19 protein-coding genes are annotated in these 18599 nt (G+C 69.4%); 11 read left to right on the top strand and 8 right to left on the bottom strand.

Annotation, left to right across the window (positions count from 1 at the left end):
- The first annotated feature begins 82 nt into the window (after nucleotides 1–82).
- The 7 genes from RHOFW104R8_RS03450 to RHOFW104R8_RS03480 all read left to right on the top strand — a co-directional run bounded on the left by RHOFW104R8_RS03450 (nucleotide 83) and on the right by RHOFW104R8_RS03480 (nucleotide 4406).
- The gene (locus tag RHOFW104R8_RS03450; protein ID WP_068092342.1) at nucleotides 83–616 is read left to right on the top strand and encodes a peroxiredoxin; all 534 of its coding nucleotides are present in this window, start codon (nucleotides 83–85) and stop codon (nucleotides 614–616) included.
- 62 nt (nucleotides 617–678) lie between these two features.
- Nucleotides 679–1089, top strand: coding sequence for a hypothetical protein (locus tag RHOFW104R8_RS03455; RefSeq protein ID WP_235604447.1), 411 nt, complete (start codon nucleotides 679–681; stop codon nucleotides 1087–1089).
- A 67-nt stretch (nucleotides 1090–1156) separates the two neighbouring features.
- Entirely contained in the window at nucleotides 1157–1909 is a 753-nt protein-coding gene (locus RHOFW104R8_RS03460) for a DUF2884 family protein (protein ID WP_068092347.1), read from the top strand.
- A 129-nt stretch (nucleotides 1910–2038) separates the two neighbouring features.
- On the top strand, nucleotides 2039–2485 hold the full coding sequence (locus RHOFW104R8_RS03465) for a hypothetical protein (RefSeq protein WP_068092354.1): 447 nt from the start codon (nucleotides 2039–2041) through the stop codon (nucleotides 2483–2485).
- Nucleotides 2486–2496: 11 nt separating this feature from the next.
- Complete coding sequence (locus RHOFW104R8_RS03470; RefSeq protein ID WP_068092357.1) at nucleotides 2497–3072, top strand: DUF924 family protein; 576 nt, start codon at nucleotides 2497–2499, stop codon at nucleotides 3070–3072.
- Nucleotides 3073–3154: 82 nt separating this feature from the next.
- A complete protein-coding gene (locus RHOFW104R8_RS03475) occupies nucleotides 3155–3466 on the top strand; it encodes a DUF2845 domain-containing protein (RefSeq protein WP_068092358.1) in 312 nt (103 codons plus the stop codon).
- A gap of 91 nt (nucleotides 3467–3557) precedes the next feature.
- Nucleotides 3558–4406 carry a mechanosensitive ion channel family protein gene (locus tag RHOFW104R8_RS03480; RefSeq protein ID WP_068092362.1) on the top strand — a complete coding sequence of 283 codons (849 nt, stop codon included), beginning with the start codon at nucleotides 3558–3560 and terminating at the stop codon, nucleotides 4404–4406.
- Nucleotides 4407–4408: 2 nt separating this feature from the next.
- Here the strand turns inward: RHOFW104R8_RS03480 and RHOFW104R8_RS03485 are convergent, their stop codons facing one another.
- On the bottom strand, nucleotides 4409–8023 hold the full coding sequence (locus RHOFW104R8_RS03485; RefSeq protein WP_068092363.1) for a M1 family aminopeptidase: 3615 nt from the start codon (nucleotides 8021–8023) through the stop codon (nucleotides 4409–4411).
- Nucleotides 8024–8151: 128 nt separating this feature from the next.
- Complete coding sequence (locus tag RHOFW104R8_RS03490; protein ID WP_068092367.1) at nucleotides 8152–9036, bottom strand: ABC transporter ATP-binding protein; 885 nt, start codon at nucleotides 9034–9036, stop codon at nucleotides 8152–8154.
- A gap of 180 nt (nucleotides 9037–9216) precedes the next feature.
- Between RHOFW104R8_RS03490 and aceF the strand changes: the two genes are divergently transcribed.
- The 3 genes from aceF to dapB are packed head-to-tail and all read left to right on the top strand — an operon-like array spanning nucleotide 9217 to nucleotide 13321.
- On the top strand, nucleotides 9217–10674 hold the full coding sequence (gene aceF / locus RHOFW104R8_RS03495; protein ID WP_082823505.1) for a dihydrolipoyllysine-residue acetyltransferase: 1458 nt from the start codon (nucleotides 9217–9219) through the stop codon (nucleotides 10672–10674).
- Between the two features lie 15 nt (nucleotides 10675–10689).
- Nucleotides 10690–12474, top strand: a complete 1785-nt coding sequence (lpdA, locus tag RHOFW104R8_RS03500) for a dihydrolipoyl dehydrogenase (protein ID WP_068092669.1) — start codon at nucleotides 10690–10692, stop codon at nucleotides 12472–12474.
- A gap of 46 nt (nucleotides 12475–12520) precedes the next feature.
- On the top strand, nucleotides 12521–13321 hold the full coding sequence (dapB, locus tag RHOFW104R8_RS03505; protein ID WP_068092370.1) for a 4-hydroxy-tetrahydrodipicolinate reductase: 801 nt from the start codon (nucleotides 12521–12523) through the stop codon (nucleotides 13319–13321).
- Between the two features lie 147 nt (nucleotides 13322–13468).
- Here the strand turns inward: dapB and RHOFW104R8_RS03510 are convergent, their stop codons facing one another.
- Nucleotides 13469–13948 (bottom strand): hypothetical protein, encoded by a 480-nt coding sequence (locus RHOFW104R8_RS03510; RefSeq protein ID WP_068092371.1) that lies wholly within the window; start codon nucleotides 13946–13948, stop codon nucleotides 13469–13471.
- Nucleotides 13945–14526 carry an RNA polymerase sigma factor gene (locus RHOFW104R8_RS03515; RefSeq protein ID WP_068092372.1) on the bottom strand — a complete coding sequence of 194 codons (582 nt, stop codon included), beginning with the start codon at nucleotides 14524–14526 and terminating at the stop codon, nucleotides 13945–13947. Before RHOFW104R8_RS03515 ends, RHOFW104R8_RS03510 begins: the two co-directional genes overlap by 4 nt.
- 122 nt (nucleotides 14527–14648) lie before the next feature.
- Between RHOFW104R8_RS03515 and RHOFW104R8_RS03520 the strand changes: the two genes are divergently transcribed.
- The gene (locus RHOFW104R8_RS03520; RefSeq protein WP_068092374.1) at nucleotides 14649–14975 is read left to right on the top strand and encodes a DUF6249 domain-containing protein; all 327 of its coding nucleotides are present in this window, start codon (nucleotides 14649–14651) and stop codon (nucleotides 14973–14975) included.
- Between the two features lie 165 nt (nucleotides 14976–15140).
- Here RHOFW104R8_RS03520 and RHOFW104R8_RS03525 read toward each other — a convergent pair whose 3' ends face one another.
- The 4 genes from RHOFW104R8_RS03525 to RHOFW104R8_RS03540 form a co-directional block, all read right to left on the bottom strand.
- A complete protein-coding gene (locus tag RHOFW104R8_RS03525; RefSeq protein ID WP_068092378.1) occupies nucleotides 15141–15428 on the bottom strand; it encodes a hypothetical protein in 288 nt (95 codons plus the stop codon).
- A gap of 157 nt (nucleotides 15429–15585) precedes the next feature.
- On the bottom strand, nucleotides 15586–16632 hold the full coding sequence (gene dinB / locus RHOFW104R8_RS03530) for a DNA polymerase IV (protein ID WP_068092671.1): 1047 nt from the start codon (nucleotides 16630–16632) through the stop codon (nucleotides 15586–15588).
- Nucleotides 16633–16727: 95 nt separating this feature from the next.
- A complete protein-coding gene (locus RHOFW104R8_RS03535; RefSeq protein WP_235604446.1) occupies nucleotides 16728–17687 on the bottom strand; it encodes a UPF0104 family protein in 960 nt (319 codons plus the stop codon).
- Complete coding sequence (locus tag RHOFW104R8_RS03540; protein WP_068092383.1) at nucleotides 17677–18591, bottom strand: RimK family alpha-L-glutamate ligase; 915 nt, start codon at nucleotides 18589–18591, stop codon at nucleotides 17677–17679. Before RHOFW104R8_RS03540 ends, RHOFW104R8_RS03535 begins: the two co-directional genes overlap by 11 nt.
- Nucleotides 18592–18599 lie beyond the last annotated feature (8 nt).

The raw sequence follows: 18599 nt of genomic DNA on the forward strand, positions 1-18599 counted from the left end.
GCCCCCCCCCCCCGCCGCGACGCGTAGACTGTGGCGGCTGCCCCCCCCCGGTTTTCCTTCCCGAACTGGAGTCGCCACCGCCATGCGTCATCTTTTTTCCCGCCTGCTCGTGTTGGGCCTGCTCTGCGCCTTCGTCGCCCCGGCGTCCGCCGCCGCGCCGCAGGCCGGCGATGCCGCCCCGGCGTTCCGTTTGCAGGACCAGAACGGCCACTGGCGCACGCCGGCCGATTTCCACGGCCACTGGCTGGTGCTGTACTTCTACCCGAAGGATTTCACTCCCGGCTGCACCACCGAGGTATGCACCTTCCGCGACGACATCGCGAAGCTGCGCAAGGCTGGCGCCGAGGTGGTCGGGGTGAGCCTCGACGACGTGAAGTCGCATGCCGAGTTCGCCGCGAAATACCACGTGCCGTTCCCGCTGCTGTCCGATGCGGATCGCAGCGTGGCCACCGCCTACGGCGTGCTGTCCTCGCACCTGGGCATGCACTACGCCAGGCGCACCACCTTCCTGGTCGACCCGCAGGGCAAGGTCGCGAAGGTCTACGTGGACGTCGATCCGGAGAAGAACTCGGCCCAGGTGCTGGGCGACCTGACCGGCCTGAAGGCGGCCCGCTGATGTCGCTGGCGATGCGTACCGGCCCCGCGTTGGCGAGGCGCTTTTCGGCGTGGACGAGCGCCGTGTGGATCCTGTTGCTGTTCGCCGCGATGGGGTTCGTGCAGTACCTGCAGCACGCCGAATACGCCTACCTGGCGGCCGCGCTGGCGGTGATCGCCGCGTGCGCCGGCTGCATCCTGCGCCAGGCATGGGCGCGGCCGACGATGCGGGTGCTGGCCCTGCTGCTGGCGGTGTGGACGCTGGTCACCGGCGTGCTGATGCTGCAGCACACCGGCGATTTCGACATCGCGCGCCAACATGCGCAGGCGCAACCGCAACTGGGCGAGGTGGCGCTGTGGATGATCGCGCGGGCCGAACGCACCTGGCAAGTCGGTCTCGCGCTCAAGGGGGCCGCGCTGCCGCTGCTGCTGTGGCTGGCCTGGCAATTGGGGCGGCCGGCGGTGCGCGCGCAGTTCCACCCGCGCCGCCGTTGAGCGGCCAGTTCAGCGGCGGTTGCGTCGGCGTCGGCTATCGCTGGAGGAGCCCATCCGGAAGCCATCCATGCGCCTGCCACGATTGCTCTTGCTGCTCGTCCTGCCTTTCGCCGCCGCCTCGCTGCATGCGCAGGACCTGGCGGCGACCTGCCACGCCAGCAGCAGCTACGACGTCACCCTGAAACCCGACAGCCTGCTGTTCGACCGGGCCACGCCGGCGCCGTTCCATGTCGAGCTACAGCACGGGGTGCTGCGCACCGACGGTGCCGTGGTACCCCAGAATGCGGAGAACGAGGACCGCCTGGTGCTGTTCGAGCGCGAGCTGCGCGCGCTGGCGCCGCGGGTGCGCACGGTGGCGCGCAACGGCGTGGACATGGCGGTGCAGGCGCTGCGCGCCGAGGCCGACGGCATGCAGCTGGATGCCGCCACCCGCGCCGAGTTCGAGCGCCGGCTGGCGGCGCACGCGAGCGAGCTGAAGCGCCGCATTTCGGTCAGCCAGAGCACGCGCGACTGGCAGGGCGACGCCGCCAACCAGCTGATGAACCAGGTCGCCGGCGATCTGCTGCCGCTGCTCGCGGGCGACCTCGGCCAGCAGGCGGTCAGCGCGGCGCTGGCGGGCGACCTGCAGGCGGCGGCCGGCCTGCGCGACCGTGCCGCCGCGCTGGCCACCGGGCTGCAGCCGCGCGTGCAGGCCCGCCTGCAGGCGCTGCGTCCGCAGATCGAGGCGCTGTGTCCGTCGATCCGGCAACTGGCGTCGTTGCAACAGGGCGTGCGCGGCAGCAACGGACGACCGCTGGACCTGCTGCAGATCCAGCCGTGAGCCGCGCGAAGCATGGCCGGCCCACTCGCGGCTGACTGGCCGGTGGCGAAGCGCGTCGGGTTAATCTCCCGCTAAGTGGGCAGGGACGAGGATGGCCGCCGTCGAGCCACCCACCGCCCGGAGGCGGCCATGCCGCGGCACCTGCAAGCATCCACCTGCCATGCCCTGACCCGGCGCAGCATCGATCTGCGCCAGCTGTACCGGCATGCCGCGAAGGCGTGCGAGCCGGGCCTGCGCATGGTGCTGAACGACAACGTGCGGACGCTGGACCTGCTGATCGCCGACCTGCAGGCGCAGTCGCGCGCCGGCGGCGGCCGGGCCTGCGTGCGCGGCAGCTGGTGCGGCGTCGCGCACCGGCACCTGGCCGGATGGCTGGTGCACAGCGCCGGCCGCCGCGACCAGGCTTGGTTGCGCGTGCTGGCCCATGGCGAAAGCGGCCTGCTGCACCGTTTCGAGCGCGCCATCGCCATCGCCATCGCCCCGCCGGCGCTGGCGCTGGTCCTGCGGCGGCAGCTGCCGCGCCTGCTCGGCATCCACCTGGACATGCACAGCCTGGCCGGCACCGCCCGCTACTGACCGGAGCGACGATGCCCGCTACCGCGCAGGACGTTCTCGATTTCTGGTTCGACGAAGCGAACCAGGCCCACTGGTTCGCCGCCGATGCCGCGTTCGACGCGCGGATCCGCACGCGCTTCGGCGCCGCGGTGGAAGCCGCCGCGGCCGGCCGGCTGGACGACTGGGCGGCCACGCCGGCCGGCTGGCTGGCCCTGCTGATCCTACTCGACCAGTGCCCGCGCAACCTGTATCGCGGCGATGCGCGCGCATGGACACAGGACGTCAGGGCGCAGCGCGTCGCGTTGTCGGGCCTGGCCCGCGGCGACGACCGGCAACTGCCGCCCCTGCGGCGCGTATTCGCCTACCTGCCGCTGGAACACGCGGAGGACCGGGCATTGCAGCAGCGCTCGGTGGCATTGTTCGAAGCGCTGCGTGCCGACGTGCCGGCGGAACAGCGCCTGCGGTTCGAGGATTTCCTGGACTATGCTCGGCGCCATGGCGAGGTGATCGCGCGCTTCGGCCGCTTTCCTCATCGCAACGCCGCACTCGGTCGCCCCGGAACACCGGAAGAAGTGCACTACCTGGCGCAGGCGGGCACCGGTTTCTGAGGCGCGGGGGCGGTCGGCGGATCCCGCGATTCCAACCAGGCCATTCCAATCAGGCCATTCCAATCAGACCAGGGAGCAGGTCATGCGCATTCGTCTCGTCATTGCGTTGTTCGCGTTCAGTGCCGCCGTGCACGCCTCCAGCACCTTGCGCATCGGCAACCAGGTGCTCAGCGCCGGCGACAGCCGCGAACGGGTGGTCGAGCTGCTGGGCAAGCCCTCGTCGAAATCGCACGCGCGCAAGTCGCGCAGCCACGGCAGCCGCCGCGGCGGCGGGGTCCGGGTAGTCGACGACAAGCAGGGCGGCGAACAGTGGCGCTACCGCCGGGACGGCCATGTCACCGTGGTGACGATGGTCGACGGCCGGGTCAGCGAGATCGAGGACCGCCGGCTCTAGCCGTTCGTGGCGGCGCCGGCCGCCGGCACCGGCGCTGTCGGCGCGGCTCTCCTGCTAGGCTGGCCTCCGGTTTTTTTGCGGAAGGCAAGCCATGTTCGATGTTTCCGTCGCGCCGGCAGCGACCCGTGCGATGTCCGCCTATACCGACCAGGCGGTGCAGATCGGTCTGCGCCTGCTCGGCGCCCTGCTGGTGCTGCTGGTCGGCATGTGGGTGGCGCGCCGGCTCGCCAATGTCGTGCAGCGCGCGCTGGGCCGCGCCAGTTTCGATTCCACGCTCAGCGGCTTCCTGCGCAACCTCACCTATGGCGTGCTGGTCGCCCTGCTGCTGGTGACCGCGCTGGGCGTGCTGGGCGTGCCGTCGGCGCCGATGGTCGCCGCGCTCGGCACCGCCGGGCTGGCGATCGGCCTGGCCCTGCAGGGTTCGCTCAGCAACCTGGCATGGGGCGTGCTGCTGGTGGTGTTCCGGCCGTTCCGGGTCGGCGACTACGTGAGCGCCGGCGGCAGCGAAGGCACCGTGCACGCCATCAACCTGATGCACACCCAGCTGGTCCTGCCGGACAACCGCGAGGCGATCCTGCCGAACGCGAAGATCGGCGGCGATGTCATCGTCAACTACAACCGCCTGGGCACGCGGCGCTTCGAAGTGAAGCTCGGCATCGCCTACCGCGACGACACGGACCGGGTGATGGCGACGATCACGCAGCTGATGGTCGCGGACCCGCGTGTCCTGAAAGAGCCGGCCCCCGGCGTGTGGATCGAGAGCCTGGCTGTGCAAACGGTGAACCTGGTGCTGCGCGGCTGGACCCGCAGCGCCGACAACTGGAGCACGCAGACCGACCTGCTGCACGCGATCAAGCGGCAGATCGACGCGCGCCGGATCAGCGTCCCGGTGGGGCCGCAGGAAGTCACCCTGGTGCGGGGCGCGCCGAAGGCCGACTGAGCCTACGGCACGGTCACCGCGCAGCGGTTGTCGCTGGACACCTTGTCGATCAGTTCGTTGTAAGGGTCGATGCCGGCCAATGCGGGCTTGCCATCCACGGTGACGGTGAGCGTGCTGTCGCCGTCGGGCAGCAGGCGCTTCTCCAGGTACAGCGGCCTGCCGTCCCTGCCGTCGCCGGGCGAGGCAGCGAACACGCCGACCTCGATCGGGATGTCCGGCTTCGCCGCGGTTTCCCTGCCGGTGCCGTCGACGTAGACCTTGCCGGCGTGCACCTTCAGGGTCACCTCGTACTTGCCATCCGGTAGTTTTTTCGCAGTGGCGTCGGTGAGGCGGTTGTCGAACAGGGTGATCTTCCAGAAAAAGTCATCCAGCAGCCCCTGCCATTTCGGATCGACGGCTTCCGCCAGCGCGTCCATGAATTCCTGCGAGGTGGTGTAGGGCGGCGGCTGGAAACCCTTGTCGAGCAGGAACTGCTTCAGCACCGCGTTCAGCGTGCCTTCGCCGATGTAGTCCTGCAGCGCGTAGAACACCAGCGAGCCCTTCCTGTAGTGGATGTACTGCTGGTTCTCCACCTTTGCCAGCGGCTCCTCGGCCAGCTTCTCGGTGGCGCGGCCGGCCAGGTAGCCGTCCAGTTCGTATTTCAGGAACTTGTGCATCTGGTCGGCGCCGTACTTGTGCTTCATCACCATCAGCGCCGAGTACTGCGCCAGCGATTCGCTGAGCATGGTCGAGCCCTGCATGTTCGCGCCGATCACCCGGTGCGCCCACCACTGGTGCGCCACTTCGTGGGCGGTGACGTAGTAGACATAGTCGATCTTGCTCTTGTCGCGCAGGTCGGCGATGAAGCCGATCGACTCCGAGTACGGGATGGTGTTGGCGAACGACTGCGCGAAGCTGGCGTAGTTCGGAAATTCCAGGATGCGCAGTTGCTTGAACTGGTAGGGCGTGAAGTTGGCGTCGTAATAGTCCAGCGCATCCTTCGCGCCCTGGATCATCCGGTCCACGTTCCACGCGTGCGCCGGGTTGTAGTACACCGCGATGTCCACGCCCTTCCAGTGCTCGTGCTTCACCGCGTAGCGCGCCGACAGGTACGAGAAGAACGGCAGCATCGGCTGGTTCTTGCCGTCCTGGGTCATGGTGTAGTGGAAATAGCGCCGGCCGTTGGCGGTCCATTCCTTCTGCAGATAACCCGGCGCCACCGCGATCTGGTCGGCGGCGGTGGACACGGTGGTATCGAAGCTGACCCAGTCCGCGTCGTTGCTGATGTAGGTGTTCGCGCGCGCCTTCTCGTCGCCCAGCTTCGGCATCCGCGGCACCGCGGCGGAAAGCCCGTACTTGCGACGGTCGTTGCGGTCGGTGAGCTGCGCCTGGGTCTGGTAACCGAACTGCGGCATCACGCTGTTGTTGAAGAAGGTGCCGTTGTGGACGAGGAACTGGCCTTCCGGGCTGTTGGTTAAACCCTTCGGTGCGTATTCCAGCGTGAATGCGAAGTCCATCGACGCGCCCGGCGCCAGCGGCGCCTTCAGCCGGTAGATGGTGTAGCCGAGATCCCTGTCCGCGCTGATCGTGTCGTGCGGCGCGAAGGCGAGCGACTTCACGGCGAACTCGTCGTTGAAGTTCACGTGGAGCTCGCTGATCGGGGCGTCGTGCTGGTTGACCAGCGTGTAGTGGCCGCGGATATCCAGCCGGCGCCGGTACGGGAAGATGTCGACATCAGCCTTCACTGCGGTGATGCGCGGCTGCGGCAGATTCTTGTACTTCGCGTATTTCTTCTCGTAGTCGGCGCGCTGGATCGTCTTCGAGGTGCTGTTCCGGAAGTGGTTCAGCACGTTGGTGTTGTAGTAGATCCACGCGCCGCTGCCGACGAACGCAAGCAGCGCCGCGGCCAGCACCGCCTTCGCCGGCGCGTGCAGCCGTGCGCGCGCCTCGCGCAGGCGCCCGCGCCACGACTGCTCGGTGCCGCGCACCCAGAACAGCGCCGCCAGCACCAGCAGCGCCACGGCGCAGCTGGCCCAGTAGAAGTCGAACCACAGCGCAGCCTCGAGGAAATGCCCGAAACCGTTCATGTCCGAATACGGCGTGGCGGGGGCATTGCCGTAGTTGTACAGGTTCTGCTCCCAGTGCAGCAGGCCGAAGCCAATCTGGCAGACGAACCACACGATGGTCAGCAGGTAGCCGAGGAACTTGTTGTTCGACAGCACCTGCAGGAACAGCGCCAGCACCGCCAGCAGCGCGAACGGCATCGCATTCAATGCCAGCGTGGCCAGGTACAGCCCGGGTTCCAGGTGCGTATAGCCATGGCCCAGCTGCCAGCCGATGCCCACGACCGCGCCAATCAGCAGGAACGTGGCGATCACCGCCAGCAAGGCGCCCAGCTTGGCGGTCAGCGGCACCCAGTCCGGTACCGGGAACGCGTCGCTGACCTCGGCCGAGCGTTGGCTTCGTTCGCGCCACACCAGCTCGCCGGCGTAGAACGTGATGATGATGTACAGCAGCCACTGGAAGCCGCCGCGCACGTTCTCCAGGACCTGGTGCGTCACCGGCCAGGTGGCGGTGCCGTAGATCTGGCTGGACAGCGCGAGCGCGAAGATCAGGTTGAACAGCCCGAGCGCCAGCATGACCAGGAACGGCACCCCGCGCAGTACCCCTAGGGTGTCGAACACGACCTGCGTGCGCAGCTGCAGCAGGTGCGCGCGCAGGTCGTCGGCCAGGCGCACCTTCGGCAAGGTCGGCGTGGCGGCGCCGGCTTGCGGGCGCAGCAGCGGCGGCTCGGCCCGCTTCCTGCGTCGCGGCAGCTGCAGGCCTTCGCGATTCGGGCGGAACAGCGCCATGGCGACGCCCAGCATGGCCACGCCGACCGCACTCCACAGCACCCGGTTGAACAGCAGCACGCCGTTCAGCGCGGGCAGGTCGTGGTTGGCCTGGTCGGCCGACCAGTAGCGCGTGACCAGGGCCAGGGTGCGGCCGCCGAACGGGTCGAGCATGGCGGCGACGAAATGATTGTTGACGTCGCGGGTCAGCAGGCCGACGACGGAGTTCAGCACGAAGTAGGCGATCAGGCCGATGTAGGTGGCCAGCAGCGAACGCGTGGTGGTGGCGAGCAGGAACAGCAGCGCGGCGATGAACAGCATGTCCGGCACCACCATCACGCCGAACGCCCATGCGTAGCCATGCCAGCTCGCCGGCCCCAGCCGCGTCGCGTCGATCCACGGCATCAGGCCGCCGACGGCGAGGCCCAGCGCGCAGGCCAGCATGACCGCCAGCGCGGCGAGATAGCCGGCGGCGAAACGACCGCCGAGGTAGGCGCCGCGGCTCATCGGCGTGGTGAAGAACAGCTCCGCGGTGCGGTGGTCGAAATCGCGCAGCGCTGCGCCGGCCACGAACACCGTCACCAGGAAGATGCTGAGCACGGTGAGCACGCCGAGCAGCCGCGCGATCACCAGCGGCGCGTTGCGCAGCACGTTGCCGCTGGCGCCGCCGACGACCACCGCGTCGGTGCTGGCCAGCGCGAAGGCCAGCGCGCCGAATACCGCCGCGATGATCCAGAACAGCGGCGCCTTCAGCTGCTGGCGCAGTTCGAAACGGAGGATTTCGAAGAATGTCGACTGCGAGAACATCAATGATCCCTGTCTGGCTGCCGTAGGAGCCCGCTCGCGGGCGATGCTGTTGCTCTGATCTTTCATCGAGGCGTCAAGGCAACGGCATCGCCCGCGAGCGGGCTCCTACGGCGGGGTATCGGGTGCGCTCAGGCGGCGCGGGCGACGGCCTGCGCGCGCAGGCGGCCGAAGTAGACGTCTTCCAGGTCGGGCGCGACGGGCTCAAAGCCTTCTTCCGGCAGTGCATCGGCCAGCACGTGCAGCAGGGTGCGGCCGCCGGCGAGGCGGGTGGAGAGGATGTTCATGCGGGCGCGGTAGCCGTCCAGCTCGGCCTTGTCGACCGTGCGCCGCCACACGCGGCCATCCAGCGAGCGGATCGCCTCGGCCGGTTCGCCGCTGAGCAGCACCTGGCCCTGGCCGATGATCGCCATGTGCGAGCACAGGTCGGTGACGTCTTCCACGATATGCGTGGACAGGATCACCACCACCCGCTCGCCGATCTCGGCCAGCAGGTTGAGGAAGCGGTTGCGCTCCTCCGGATCGAGCCCCGCCGTGGGTTCGTCGACGATCACCAGGCGCGGGTCGCCGATCAGCGCCTGCGCGATGCCGAAGCGCTGGCGCATGCCGCCGGAATAGGTGCCGAGCTTGCGCTTGCGCACGTCCCACAGGTTCACCTGGCGCAGCAGCGATTCCACCAGCTCGCGCCGCTCGGCCTTGACGGTGACGCCCTTGAGCACGGCGAAGTGCTCCAGCATCGCCTCGGCCGAGACCTTCGGGTACACGCCGAACTCCTGCGGCAGGTAGCCGAGCAGGCGGCGGGTGGCCTGCTTGTCGGCGAGCAGATCCATCCCGTCCAGCCGGATCGTGCCTTCGTCCGGGTCCTGCAGCGTGGCGATCGTGCGCATCAGCGACGACTTGCCGGCGCCGTTCGGGCCGAGCAGGCCGAACATGCCGCTGGGAATGTCCAGCGATACGCCGCGCAGCGCCCGCACGCCGTTGGCGTAGGTTTTCGACAGGTCGCGAATCGTCAGCATGGCTTCCTTCCTGGGCCGTCCGCGCGGCCGGTTCATCGGCTTTCAGGGTACGGGACGAATCCCCGGTTTGCGTGCGCTCAAGGTCATGCATACGCATGCGCATGGTAGCCGCTCGGCCTTCCGGAAAGCCCGATCCGGGCATACGAAACCGGCCCGCCTTCGCTATGATTGAGGTCTTGTATGCGGCCGCCATCCCCGAGCGGTACGCCATCGCCAGCAGGAGTCACCATGGCCGACCTCAAAGAAGCCCGCGTCCCCGATATCGGCCACGCGGACGTTCCCGTCATCGAAGTGCTGGTCAAGGCCGGCGACCGGGTGGAGAAGGAGCAGAGCCTGATCACGCTGGAATCGGACAAGGCGACTATGGAAGTGCCTTCGCCGTTCGCCGGCACGGTGAAGGAAGTGAAGCTGAAGGTGGGCGATGAGGTCTCCGAGGGCGCGGTGATCGCCGTCATCGAAGCCGATGGTGCAGCCGTCTCCACGTCCCCCTCTCCCGCCGCGGGAGACGACCGCAAGGATGCGGGAGGTAGAGCAATGCAGGGAGCAATTGCCGAGGGCAGGGGTGAGGGTGCGTCCGAAGCGGTGAAGCCACCAGCTCCCGCCCCTGCCGAGCCGAAACCCACGCCGATCGCCGGCCAAGGCGTGCAGCCCGGCAACGTGCCCGAGGGCGATCTGCCGCCGAGCACGCGCCGGCCGCTCGACGCCAGCATCGTGATGCCCGGCGACGCGCCGTACGCGAGCCCGGCGATCCGCGCGTTCGCGCGCGAGCTGGGCGTGGACATCCAGCAGGTGAAGGGCAGCGGCCGCGGCGGCCGCATCCAGCGCGAGGACGTCAGCGCCTACGTCAAGCACGCGCTCGCTTCCGGCGCGCGCCCGGTGGCCGGCGCCGTTGCCTCGGTGGGCGGCCTGAACCTGCTGCCGTGGCCGAAGGTCGACTTCGCCAAGTTCGGCGAGATCGAGGAAAAGCCGCTGTCGCGTATCCAGAAGATCTCGGGCGCGAACCTGGCGCGCAACTGGGCGATGATCCCGCACGTCACCCAGCACGAGGACGCCGACATCACCGAGATGGAGGCGTTCCGCAAGCAGCTCGGCGCCGAGAACAAGGAGCTGAAGATCAGCCCGCTGGTGTTCCAGATCAAGGCGGTCGTGGCCGCGCTGAAGGCGTTCCCGCAGTTCAACGCCTCGCTCGACGAGTCGGGCGAGAAGCTGATCCTGAAGAAGTACTTCCACATCGGCATCGCGGTGGACACGCCCGACGGCCTGGTGGTGCCGGTGATCCGCGACTGCGACAAGAAGGGCCTGCTCGACCTGGCGCGCGACCTCGCCGAGATCTCGAAGAAGGCGCGCGACAAGAAGCTCGGCCCGGCCGAGATGTCCGGCGGCTGCTTCTCGATCAGCTCGCTCGGCGGCATCGGCGGCACCTACTTCACGCCGATCGTCAACGCGCCGGAAGTCGCCATCCTCGGCGTTTCCAAGTCGGTGATGAAGCCGCTGTGGAACGGCAAGGAATTCGCGCCGCGGCTGGTCCTGCCGCTGTCGCTGTCGTACGACCACCGGGTGATCGACGGCGCGCTCGCCGCGCGCTTCGCCAGCTTCCTCGCCAACCAGCTCGGCGACATCCGCCGGCTGCTGCTCTGACCGGAGGCGATGACGATGGCGAACACGATCGAGATCAAGGTTCCCGACATCGGCGGCCACGACAACGTGCCGGTGATCGAAGTGCTGGTGAAAGCCGGCGACACGGTGGCGAAGGAGCAGAGCCTGATCACGCTGGAGTCGGACAAGGCGACCATGGAGATTCCCTCCAGCGCCGCCGGCGTGATCAAGGAACTTAAGCTCAAGGTGGGCGATGAGGTGTCCGAGGGGGCGGTGATCGCCGTGCTGGAAGTGGCTGGCGATGCCGCGGCGCCGAAAGCCGAGGCGCCCAAGCAGGCTGCACCGGCGGCTACCCCTCCCCAACCCTCCCCTGCCAGCAGGGGAGGGAGTGCGCCGGCACCGCAGGCCGCGGGTGCCTCCGGCCGCAAGGCCGACATCGAATGCAAGCTGGTCGTGCTCGGCTCCGGTCCCGGCGGCTACACCGCCGCGTTCCGCGCCGCCGACCTCGGCGTCGACACTGTGCTGGTGGAGCGCTACGCCAGCCTCGGCGGCGTCTGCCTCAACGTGGGCTGCATCCCGTCCAAGGCGCTGCTGCACGCCGCGGCGGTGATCGACGAGGCCGCCGCGATGGCCGCGCACGGCGTCAGCTTCGGTGCGCCGAAAATCGACATCGACAAGCTGCGCAGCTTCAAGGGCAAGGTGGTCGGCCAGCTCACCGGCGGCCTCGTCTCGATGGCAAAGCAGCGCAAGGTGCGCACGCTCGAGGGCATCGGCACGTTCGTGTCGCCCAACGAGCTGGAAGTCCAGACGAAGGACGGCGCGAAGCTGGTCCGCTTCGAGTACGCGATCATCGCCGCCGGCTCGCAGTCGGTGAAGCTGCCGGCGTTCCCGTGGGACGACGAGCGCATCATGGACTCCACCGGCGCGCTGGAAATGAAGGACGTGCCGAAGCAACTGCTGGTCGTCGGCGGCGGCATCATCGGTCTCGAAATGGCCACCGTGTATGCCGCGCTGGGCAGCGAAGTGACCGTGGTCGAGTTCATGGACCAGCTCATTCCCGGCGCCGACGCCGACCTGATCCGGCCGCTGGCCAAGCGCCTGGGCAGCCGGCTCAAGGGCGTGCACCTGAAGACCAAGGTGGTCGAGGCGAAGGCCACCAAGAAGGGCATCGAGGTCGGCTACGAAGGCGACAGCATCCCCGCGACCACGCTGTTCGACCGCGTGCTGGTGTCGGTGGGGCGCTCGCCGAACGGCGGCAAGATCGGCGCGGACAAGGCCGGCGTGGCCGTCACCGAGCGCGGCTTCATCAACGTCGACTCGCAGATGCGCACCAACGTGCCGCACATCTTCGCCATCGGCGACCTGGTCGGCCAGCCGATGCTGGCGCACAAGGCCACCCACGAGGCGAAGGTCGCCGCGGAAGTGGTGGCCGGCATGAAGAGCCACTTCGACGCGCGGGTGATTCCGTCGGTCGCCTACACCGATCCGGAAATCGCCTGGGTCGGCGTGACCGAGCGCGAGGCGAAGGAGAAGGGCCTGAAGGTCGGCGTGGGCAAGTTCCCGTGGGCCGCCAGCGGACGCGCGATCGGCATCGACCGCACCGAAGGCTTCACCAAGCTGGTCTTCGACGAGGCAACCCATCGCATCGTCGGCGGCGGCATCGTCGGCGTGCATGCGGGCGACCTGATCTCCGAGATCGCACTGGCGATCGAGATGGGCAGCGAGGCGGCCGACATCGGCCTCACCATCCACCCGCATCCCACGCTCAGCGAATCGATCGGCATGGCGGCGGAAGTGTACGAAGGCACGATCACCGACCTGTACATGCCGAAGAAGAAGTGACGCCCGCCGCGCTGCGTCGCGGCACACGCATGACGAGGAGGTGGCCATGTCGTTGAAGGTGTGTCTTGCCGGCGCCACCGGCTGGGCCGGCTCGGAGCTGGCGCGCGGCATCGCTGCCGGCGCGGATCTGGAACTGGTCGCCGCGGTATCGCGCCGGCACGCCGGCCAGCCGCTGGGCGCGGCGCTGGGTGATGCCGGCATCGCCACGCCGGTGTTCGCCAGTACGGCCGAGGCGCTGGCCACGCCCTGCGACGTGTTCGTCGAGTACACCCATCCGGACAGCGCGAAGGCGAACATCCTCGCCGCGCTGGAGCATGGTGCGCACGTGGTAGTGGGCACCTCGGGCCTCACCGACGGGGATTACGCGCAGATCGACGCGCTGGCGCGCGAGCGGCAACGCGGCGTGCTGGCCTGCGGCAACTTCGCGCTGACCGCGGTGCTGCTGATCAAGTTCGCCGAGATGGCGGCGAAGCTGCTGCCGCAGTGGGAGATCATCGACTACGCCTACGCCGGCAAGTCGGACGCGCCCAGCGGCACCGTACGCGAGCTGGCCATGCGCATGGGCCGGCAGCGCCAGCCGCAGCTGGAAGTGCCGCTGGAACGCACCGTTGGCATGCGCGAGACGCGTGGCGGCACGCTGGCCGGCAGCCAGGTGCACGCGGTGCGCCTGCCTGGCTTTGTACTCGGTGCCGAGGCGATCTTCGGCCTGCCGGACCAGACGCTGACGATCCGCCACAATGCCGGCAGCAGCGCGAAACCCTACGTGGACGGCGCGCTGCTGGCGATCCGCAAGGTGTCCGGCCTGGTCGGCCTGCACCGCGGGCTGGATGCCGTGCTGGACTTGTAGCGCGCACCGCTCCTTCGGATGGTCCTGTAGGGCGGGCACTGCCCGCCGCTCTTGGCCACCCATCTCGTGATGCGCCACCGAAAAGCCGGCGGACAGTGTCCGCCCTACGCGGCCGGGCCTGCATGCGGTGCGCGAGAGACGGGTAGCTCAGCCCGCATTCCCTTGAGCGTGCCGTTGCCACTGCCCGAGCAGCCAGGACGCACCGAGGCAGCCGGCCAGCGCCAGCAGCCAGCGGGTGGTCGGTGCGTGCGGGGTCGGCAGGAAGGTGGCGAACGACGGCAGCCACGTGCTGCCGTAGATCGCTACCACGACGCCCGCGGCGACGGCCAGGACGATCGCCAGCGCCAGCGTCAACGTGGATTCGAACGAGCTGCCGGAGACCGCCCGCGGGGCCGGGGCAGCCGCGACCCGTGCGGCCAGCCGCTGCGCGAAATCCGCCGGCAACGTATCCGGCAACGGTTCGCGCAAGGCGCGCGCGAGCAGCCGGTAGCGCCGGCTGCGCGCATCGTCGCCGGCGGGATCGAGCTGCAGGCGCTCGCGCCGCATCGCGTTTTCCTGCGCCAGCCATTCGCGCTCGTGCGCCGCGTCGTCGAAGGAGGGAATGGGGTCGTCGATGTGCTGAATCATGCTGCAACTCCGGTCCGCGTTTCGAGCGCGCTGCGCAGGCGCAAACGTGAGCGGAACAAGTGGCTCTTGATGGTGCCGCTGGCCAGTCCGGTGATCCGGGCGATTTCAGGAATGGACGTTTCTTCGAGGTAATACAGGGTCAGCAGCGTGCGTTGCAAGGGCGGCAGCTGTTCGATCGCGGCGTGCAGGTGCCGGGCCGTTTCCTCGTCGGCGCAGGCCGCTTCCAGGTCGAAGCCGTCGCCGATGTTTTCCACCAGCGCGTAGTCGTCGCTGTCGCCGCCGTGGTCGACCAGCGGGATGCGCTTGTGCTGCAGGTGGCGCAGCGCGATGGTGTAGGCAATGCGCCCGATCCAGGATTTCAGCGCGCTCTCGTAGCGGTACTGATGCAGGCACTGGTGCACGCGCAGGAAGGTGTCCTGGCACAGTTCGCGCGCGTCCTCCGGGTTGCGCACCATGCGCTGGATGATGTGCCAGCACAGCCCCTGGTGTTCGCGCACGAGGCGTTCGAACGCGCCCTGCCGGTTGGCCAGCACGGCGTCGACCAGGTCGCGGTCGGGGCTGCTGCGGGTGTCATCCATGGTGCAAGGGATACGCGCAGGCGGGAAACGGTTGCAAGCACTTTGTTGCAACCGTTCGCGGGCTGCCTGTATCCAAGGTCTCGAACGTCCACCATCCCGTACCCGCCACAAGGAAAGCCGCCATGAATTTCGAAATCCTGATCCCGATCAGCCTGTTCGTCTGCATCGCCTACGCGATCAAGGTGGTAGTGGACGCGAGGGTGCGCCGGCAGATGGTCAACGCCGGCGGCTCGGAGGAGCTGGTCAACTCGCTGCTGCGCGATGAGGAGCTGCGCCGGCGCCACTCCTCGCTGCGCTGGGGCATCGTGCTGGTCGCGCTGGCGCTCGGCTTCGGCCTGATCCAGTGGTTCGGCTGGCAGGACGTCACCCCCGGCCTGATCGCCGTGCTGGCGGGCATGACCGGGCTGGGCAACCTGGCGTTCTTCGCGATCTCGCGGCGCATCGGCTAGATCCGCCGGCGGATGCCCACCGCGTCGCCGGCATGCGTGCGAAGCGGGTCGGTGGCCGCGCCGCACGTTTTTCCGCAACTGGCTGCAGTCGACCGCGCGGCGGACAAAAACGAAGGGCCGGATCATGCGATCCGGCCCTTCGCCGCACATGGGTGCGCAGGATGCTCAGTGGTGATGGTGATGGGTCTTCGAGTGGCCCTTGGCCTCGTGCTTGCCCTGGTTCTTGTCGCTGGCGACCGGGCTGACGGCCTTGCCGACATTGGTATCGTCCGCCTTCGCCGTGTGCGCAGCGTTGGACACCGCGTCGCCATGCGCGTCGTGGTTCATCGGCATGGACGGTGCGCTGGGCGGGGTGTGGCCACCACCCGCGCCATGCTGCGGGGCGGCGATGGCGAACGAGATCGGCAGGGCGAAGGCGGCGGCAATCAGGATGGCGGTGATGGTCTTGGTCATGGCGTGATCTCCAGTAGGTAGTGGGCCAGGCGGTGCATGGCGCATCCACGATAGGGCCGGGTCCGGGCGGCAGGATGAATGGTGGATATGCGCAAGAAACTGCGTGAGAACCCTGTCACACGGCGGTGCCCGGGCGACGGCCGGCCTGTGCACCGCGTCAAACATCATCGAACAGGTCGGTTTGCGCCTGGTAGCTGTCGCGGTCGACGAAGCCGGCCAGGCCCACGCCGACCAGGCGGTAGCGGCTGTCGGCCGGGCGCTCGACGCGCTCGCGCAGGGCGCAGGCGAGGTCGGCCAGTTCGCCGGCGGACATCGGCCGCGCCGACGGGGTGAGGCTGCGGGTCAGCGTGTGGAAGTCCGCGGTCTTCAGTTTCAGCACCACGGTGCGCGCCACCCGGCCACGCTCGCGCTGGTGGCCGGCCCAGGCCTTCTCGGCAAGCCGGCGGATGTGCGGTTCGAGTTCGTCGAGCCGCAGGTCGTGCTCGAAGGTGTCCTCGGCGGAGATCTGCAGGGTGGGCCGTTCCGGCTGCACCGGGTGCTCGTCGATGCCGCGCGCCAGCTCGTGCAGGCGCCGGCCCCAGCGGCCGAAGCGCTGCTCCAGCTCCGCCTGCGCGAACGCGCGCAGCTCGCCCACGGTGGCGATGCCGAGCGCGGCCAGCTTCGCCTCCATCACCTTGCCCACGCCGGGCAGACGCCCCACCGGCAGCGGGGTGAGGAAGGCCTCGACCTGGTGCGGCCGGATCACGAACAGGCCGTCGGGCTTGCGGAAATCCGAGGCGATCTTGGCCAGGAACTTGTTCGGCGCCACCCCGGCCGAAGCGGTCAGCTGCGTTTCCGCGCGGATCGCCGCGCGGATCGCCTCGGCGGTGGCGGTGGCCGAACCCAGTCCGCTGCGGGTCACGGTGACATCGAGGTAGGCCTCGTCCAGCGACAGCGGCTCGATCAGCTCGGTGTGCCGCGCGAAGATTTCGCGCACCTGCCGCGACACCGCCTTGTAGCGCGCGAAATCCGGCGGCACGAAGATCAGCTGCGGGCACAGCCGCTCGGCGCGGATCGCCGGCATCGCCGAGCGCACGCCGAACACGCGCGCCTCGTAGCTGGCCGCGCACACCACCGAGCGCGCGCCGCGCCAGGCCACCGCCACCGGCTTGCCGCGCAGCGAGGGGTTGTCGCGCTGCTCCACCGACGCGTAGAACGCGTCCATGTCGACGTGGAGGATCTTGCGCGGCGAGGCGGACAACGCGGACAACCATGGCGGGGCGATGCGCCGATTCTAGAGGCGCGCGCCGCCGGCGGGTGTCAGCAGTGATGTCGCGCCGACCGCCGCAGGCGCCATTCGAAGCCGGCCAGCGCTGCGCTGGCCAGCACGAACGGCAGCAGGTTGTAGGTCAGCCGGTAGCACAGCATCGCGGCGAGCAGGTCGGCGCGTGCCTCGGGCGGGAACGAGGCCAGCATGATCGTCTCGAATACGCCCAGCCCGCCCGGCGAGTGGCTCACGATGCCGGCTAGTACCGCGCCGACGTAGATCGGCAGGAAATCGACGAACGGCGGCGCCGCGCCGGCCGGCAGCAGCACGTACAGCGCGCTGATCGCGGCCAGCATCTCCACGCCGCCGATCAGCATCTGCGCCGCCGCGGTGCCGGCGCCCGGCAGCGGCAGCGTCAGCCGGCCCAGCGCGAGCGTGCGCGGCCGGGCCAGCCAGCCGAGCAGGGCGAGCAGCAGCAGGGCCAGCGCCATGCCCGGCCAGCGGCCCCAGCCCTGCGTGATCTGCGGCTGCCAGCACAGCGCGCCGGCGACCACCACGGCGAAGCCCAGTCCCACGCCGAGCCCGGCCAGGGCCACGATGCGCGCGATGTCGCCGGCGCCCAGCCCGGCGGTGGCGTAGATGCGGTAGCGCAGCGCGGCGCCGGTGATCGCATGGAAGCCCAGCGTGTTCGAGATGCCCTGGGTAACCGCGCCGGCGAACGCCGCCAGCCGTGCGGAGACGCGATCGCCCACCACCGTGCGCGCCGCCAGCACGTCGAACAGCGCCAGCATCGTCAGGCTGACCGCCGCGGCGGCGACCGAGGATGCGATGTGCCGCGCCGGCAGCTGCGCCCAGGCGGCCGCCACCTCGCGCCACGACAGCCCGGTGACGTAGCGCCGCAGCAGCCACGCCGCCAGCGCGAACGCCGCCAGCGATCCGCCCCACGAGGCCAGGCGCAGCCAGCGCGGGGAACGTGCGGCATCGTCGTGCCGGCGCGGCGGCTCAGCGCGCACGGGCCATTGCGGCCGCATCCGGCCGGCCGATCCGCGCGGCCACCTCTCGTGCCAGCCGCTCCGCCGCCGCCGGGTGCGCGGCCAGGTGCAGGAACGGTTCGATCAGTTCCAGCTCCATCACCAGGAAGCGGCCGCCGCTGACCACGCCGTCGACGCGCAGGTAGGCGTGCCCGCCGTGGCCGAGCGCCGCCAGCGCGGCCAGTGCGCGGTCGGCGGCGGCCAGGATGGCGGCGTCGGGTTGCGCCGGCTCGGTGCGGCCGCCGTACTCGCCCTGCACGCGGTAGTCGCCAGCGGCGGGGCGCTTGATCACCGCGTGGCTGAACTCGCCGGCGAAGTACAGCAGCGACCATTCGCCGTCGCTGACGATCTCCGGCACGAACGGCTGCACCAGGTAGTCGCGTTCGCGCGGCAGTTGCGCTGCGGCATCGGTGAGCGCCGCGTCGCCGGCGGTGCCGCGCAGCGTGTGCCAGGCGCTGCCGCTGACGCTGGGCTTGATCACCACCGATTGCCCCGCCATCGCCGCCAGCGTGTCGGGCAGCGCGGCCGCGCCGGCCAGCCGGGTGGGGATGATGGCGACGCCGTGCTGCGCCAGTTCGAGCAGGTAGCGCTTGTCGCTGTTCCAGCGTAGCAGCGCGCTGTCGTTGATGGTGGGGACGCCCAGCGCATCGAGCCGGTCCAGCCAGTGCAGGAATGCCGCTTGATGCTTGAAGTAGTCCCAGATGGTGCGGATCAGCACCGCGTCGAACGCCGACCAATCCACCGTCGGGTCGTTCCACACGCAGACCACCGGCGGCAGCCCGAGCCGTTCCAGCGTGGCGGCCAGGTGCGCGTCGTCGGGCTGGATCGACGCATGGTCGATGGAGGTGGCGAGGGCGAGCCGGCGAGGGGCGACGGGAACGGGCATGGCGGCAT

It is taken from the genome of Rhodanobacter sp. FW104-R8 (assembly GCF_001617365.1).
GTDB lineage: Bacteria > Pseudomonadota > Gammaproteobacteria > Xanthomonadales > Rhodanobacteraceae > Rhodanobacter.

Excerpts from the sequence above, each read along its gene's own strand:
- RHOFW104R8_RS03515 (WP_068092372.1), bottom strand. The coding sequence starts at position 14,526 with ATGGATGACACCCGCAGCAGCCCCGACCGCGACCTGGTCGACGCCGTG.
- RHOFW104R8_RS03490 (WP_068092367.1), bottom strand. The coding sequence starts at position 9,036 with ATGCTGACGATTCGCGACCTGTCGAAAACCTACGCCAACGGCGTGCGG.
- RHOFW104R8_RS03525 (WP_068092378.1), bottom strand. The coding sequence starts at position 15,428 with ATGACCAAGACCATCACCGCCATCCTGATTGCCGCCGCCTTCGCCCTG.
- RHOFW104R8_RS03450 (WP_068092342.1), top strand. The coding sequence starts at position 83 with ATGCGTCATCTTTTTTCCCGCCTGCTCGTGTTGGGCCTGCTCTGCGCC.
- RHOFW104R8_RS03470 (WP_068092357.1), top strand. The coding sequence starts at position 2,497 with ATGCCCGCTACCGCGCAGGACGTTCTCGATTTCTGGTTCGACGAAGCG.
- RHOFW104R8_RS03480 (WP_068092362.1), top strand. The coding sequence starts at position 3,558 with ATGTTCGATGTTTCCGTCGCGCCGGCAGCGACCCGTGCGATGTCCGCC.
- RHOFW104R8_RS03460 (WP_068092347.1), top strand. The coding sequence starts at position 1,157 with ATGCGCCTGCCACGATTGCTCTTGCTGCTCGTCCTGCCTTTCGCCGCC.
- RHOFW104R8_RS03475 (WP_068092358.1), top strand. The coding sequence starts at position 3,155 with ATGCGCATTCGTCTCGTCATTGCGTTGTTCGCGTTCAGTGCCGCCGTG.
- RHOFW104R8_RS03540 (WP_068092383.1), bottom strand. The coding sequence starts at position 18,591 with ATGCCCGTTCCCGTCGCCCCTCGCCGGCTCGCCCTCGCCACCTCCATC.
- RHOFW104R8_RS03485 (WP_068092363.1), bottom strand. The coding sequence starts at position 8,023 with ATGTTCTCGCAGTCGACATTCTTCGAAATCCTCCGTTTCGAACTGCGC.
- dinB (WP_068092671.1), bottom strand. The coding sequence starts at position 16,632 with ATGGACGCGTTCTACGCGTCGGTGGAGCAGCGCGACAACCCCTCGCTG.
- lpdA (WP_068092669.1), top strand. The coding sequence starts at position 10,690 with ATGGCGAACACGATCGAGATCAAGGTTCCCGACATCGGCGGCCACGAC.
- aceF (WP_082823505.1), top strand. The coding sequence starts at position 9,217 with ATGCGGCCGCCATCCCCGAGCGGTACGCCATCGCCAGCAGGAGTCACC.
- dapB (WP_068092370.1), top strand. The coding sequence starts at position 12,521 with ATGTCGTTGAAGGTGTGTCTTGCCGGCGCCACCGGCTGGGCCGGCTCG.
- RHOFW104R8_RS03520 (WP_068092374.1), top strand. The coding sequence starts at position 14,649 with ATGAATTTCGAAATCCTGATCCCGATCAGCCTGTTCGTCTGCATCGCC.
- RHOFW104R8_RS03510 (WP_068092371.1), bottom strand. The coding sequence starts at position 13,948 with ATGATTCAGCACATCGACGACCCCATTCCCTCCTTCGACGACGCGGCG.
- RHOFW104R8_RS03465 (WP_068092354.1), top strand. The coding sequence starts at position 2,039 with ATGCCGCGGCACCTGCAAGCATCCACCTGCCATGCCCTGACCCGGCGC.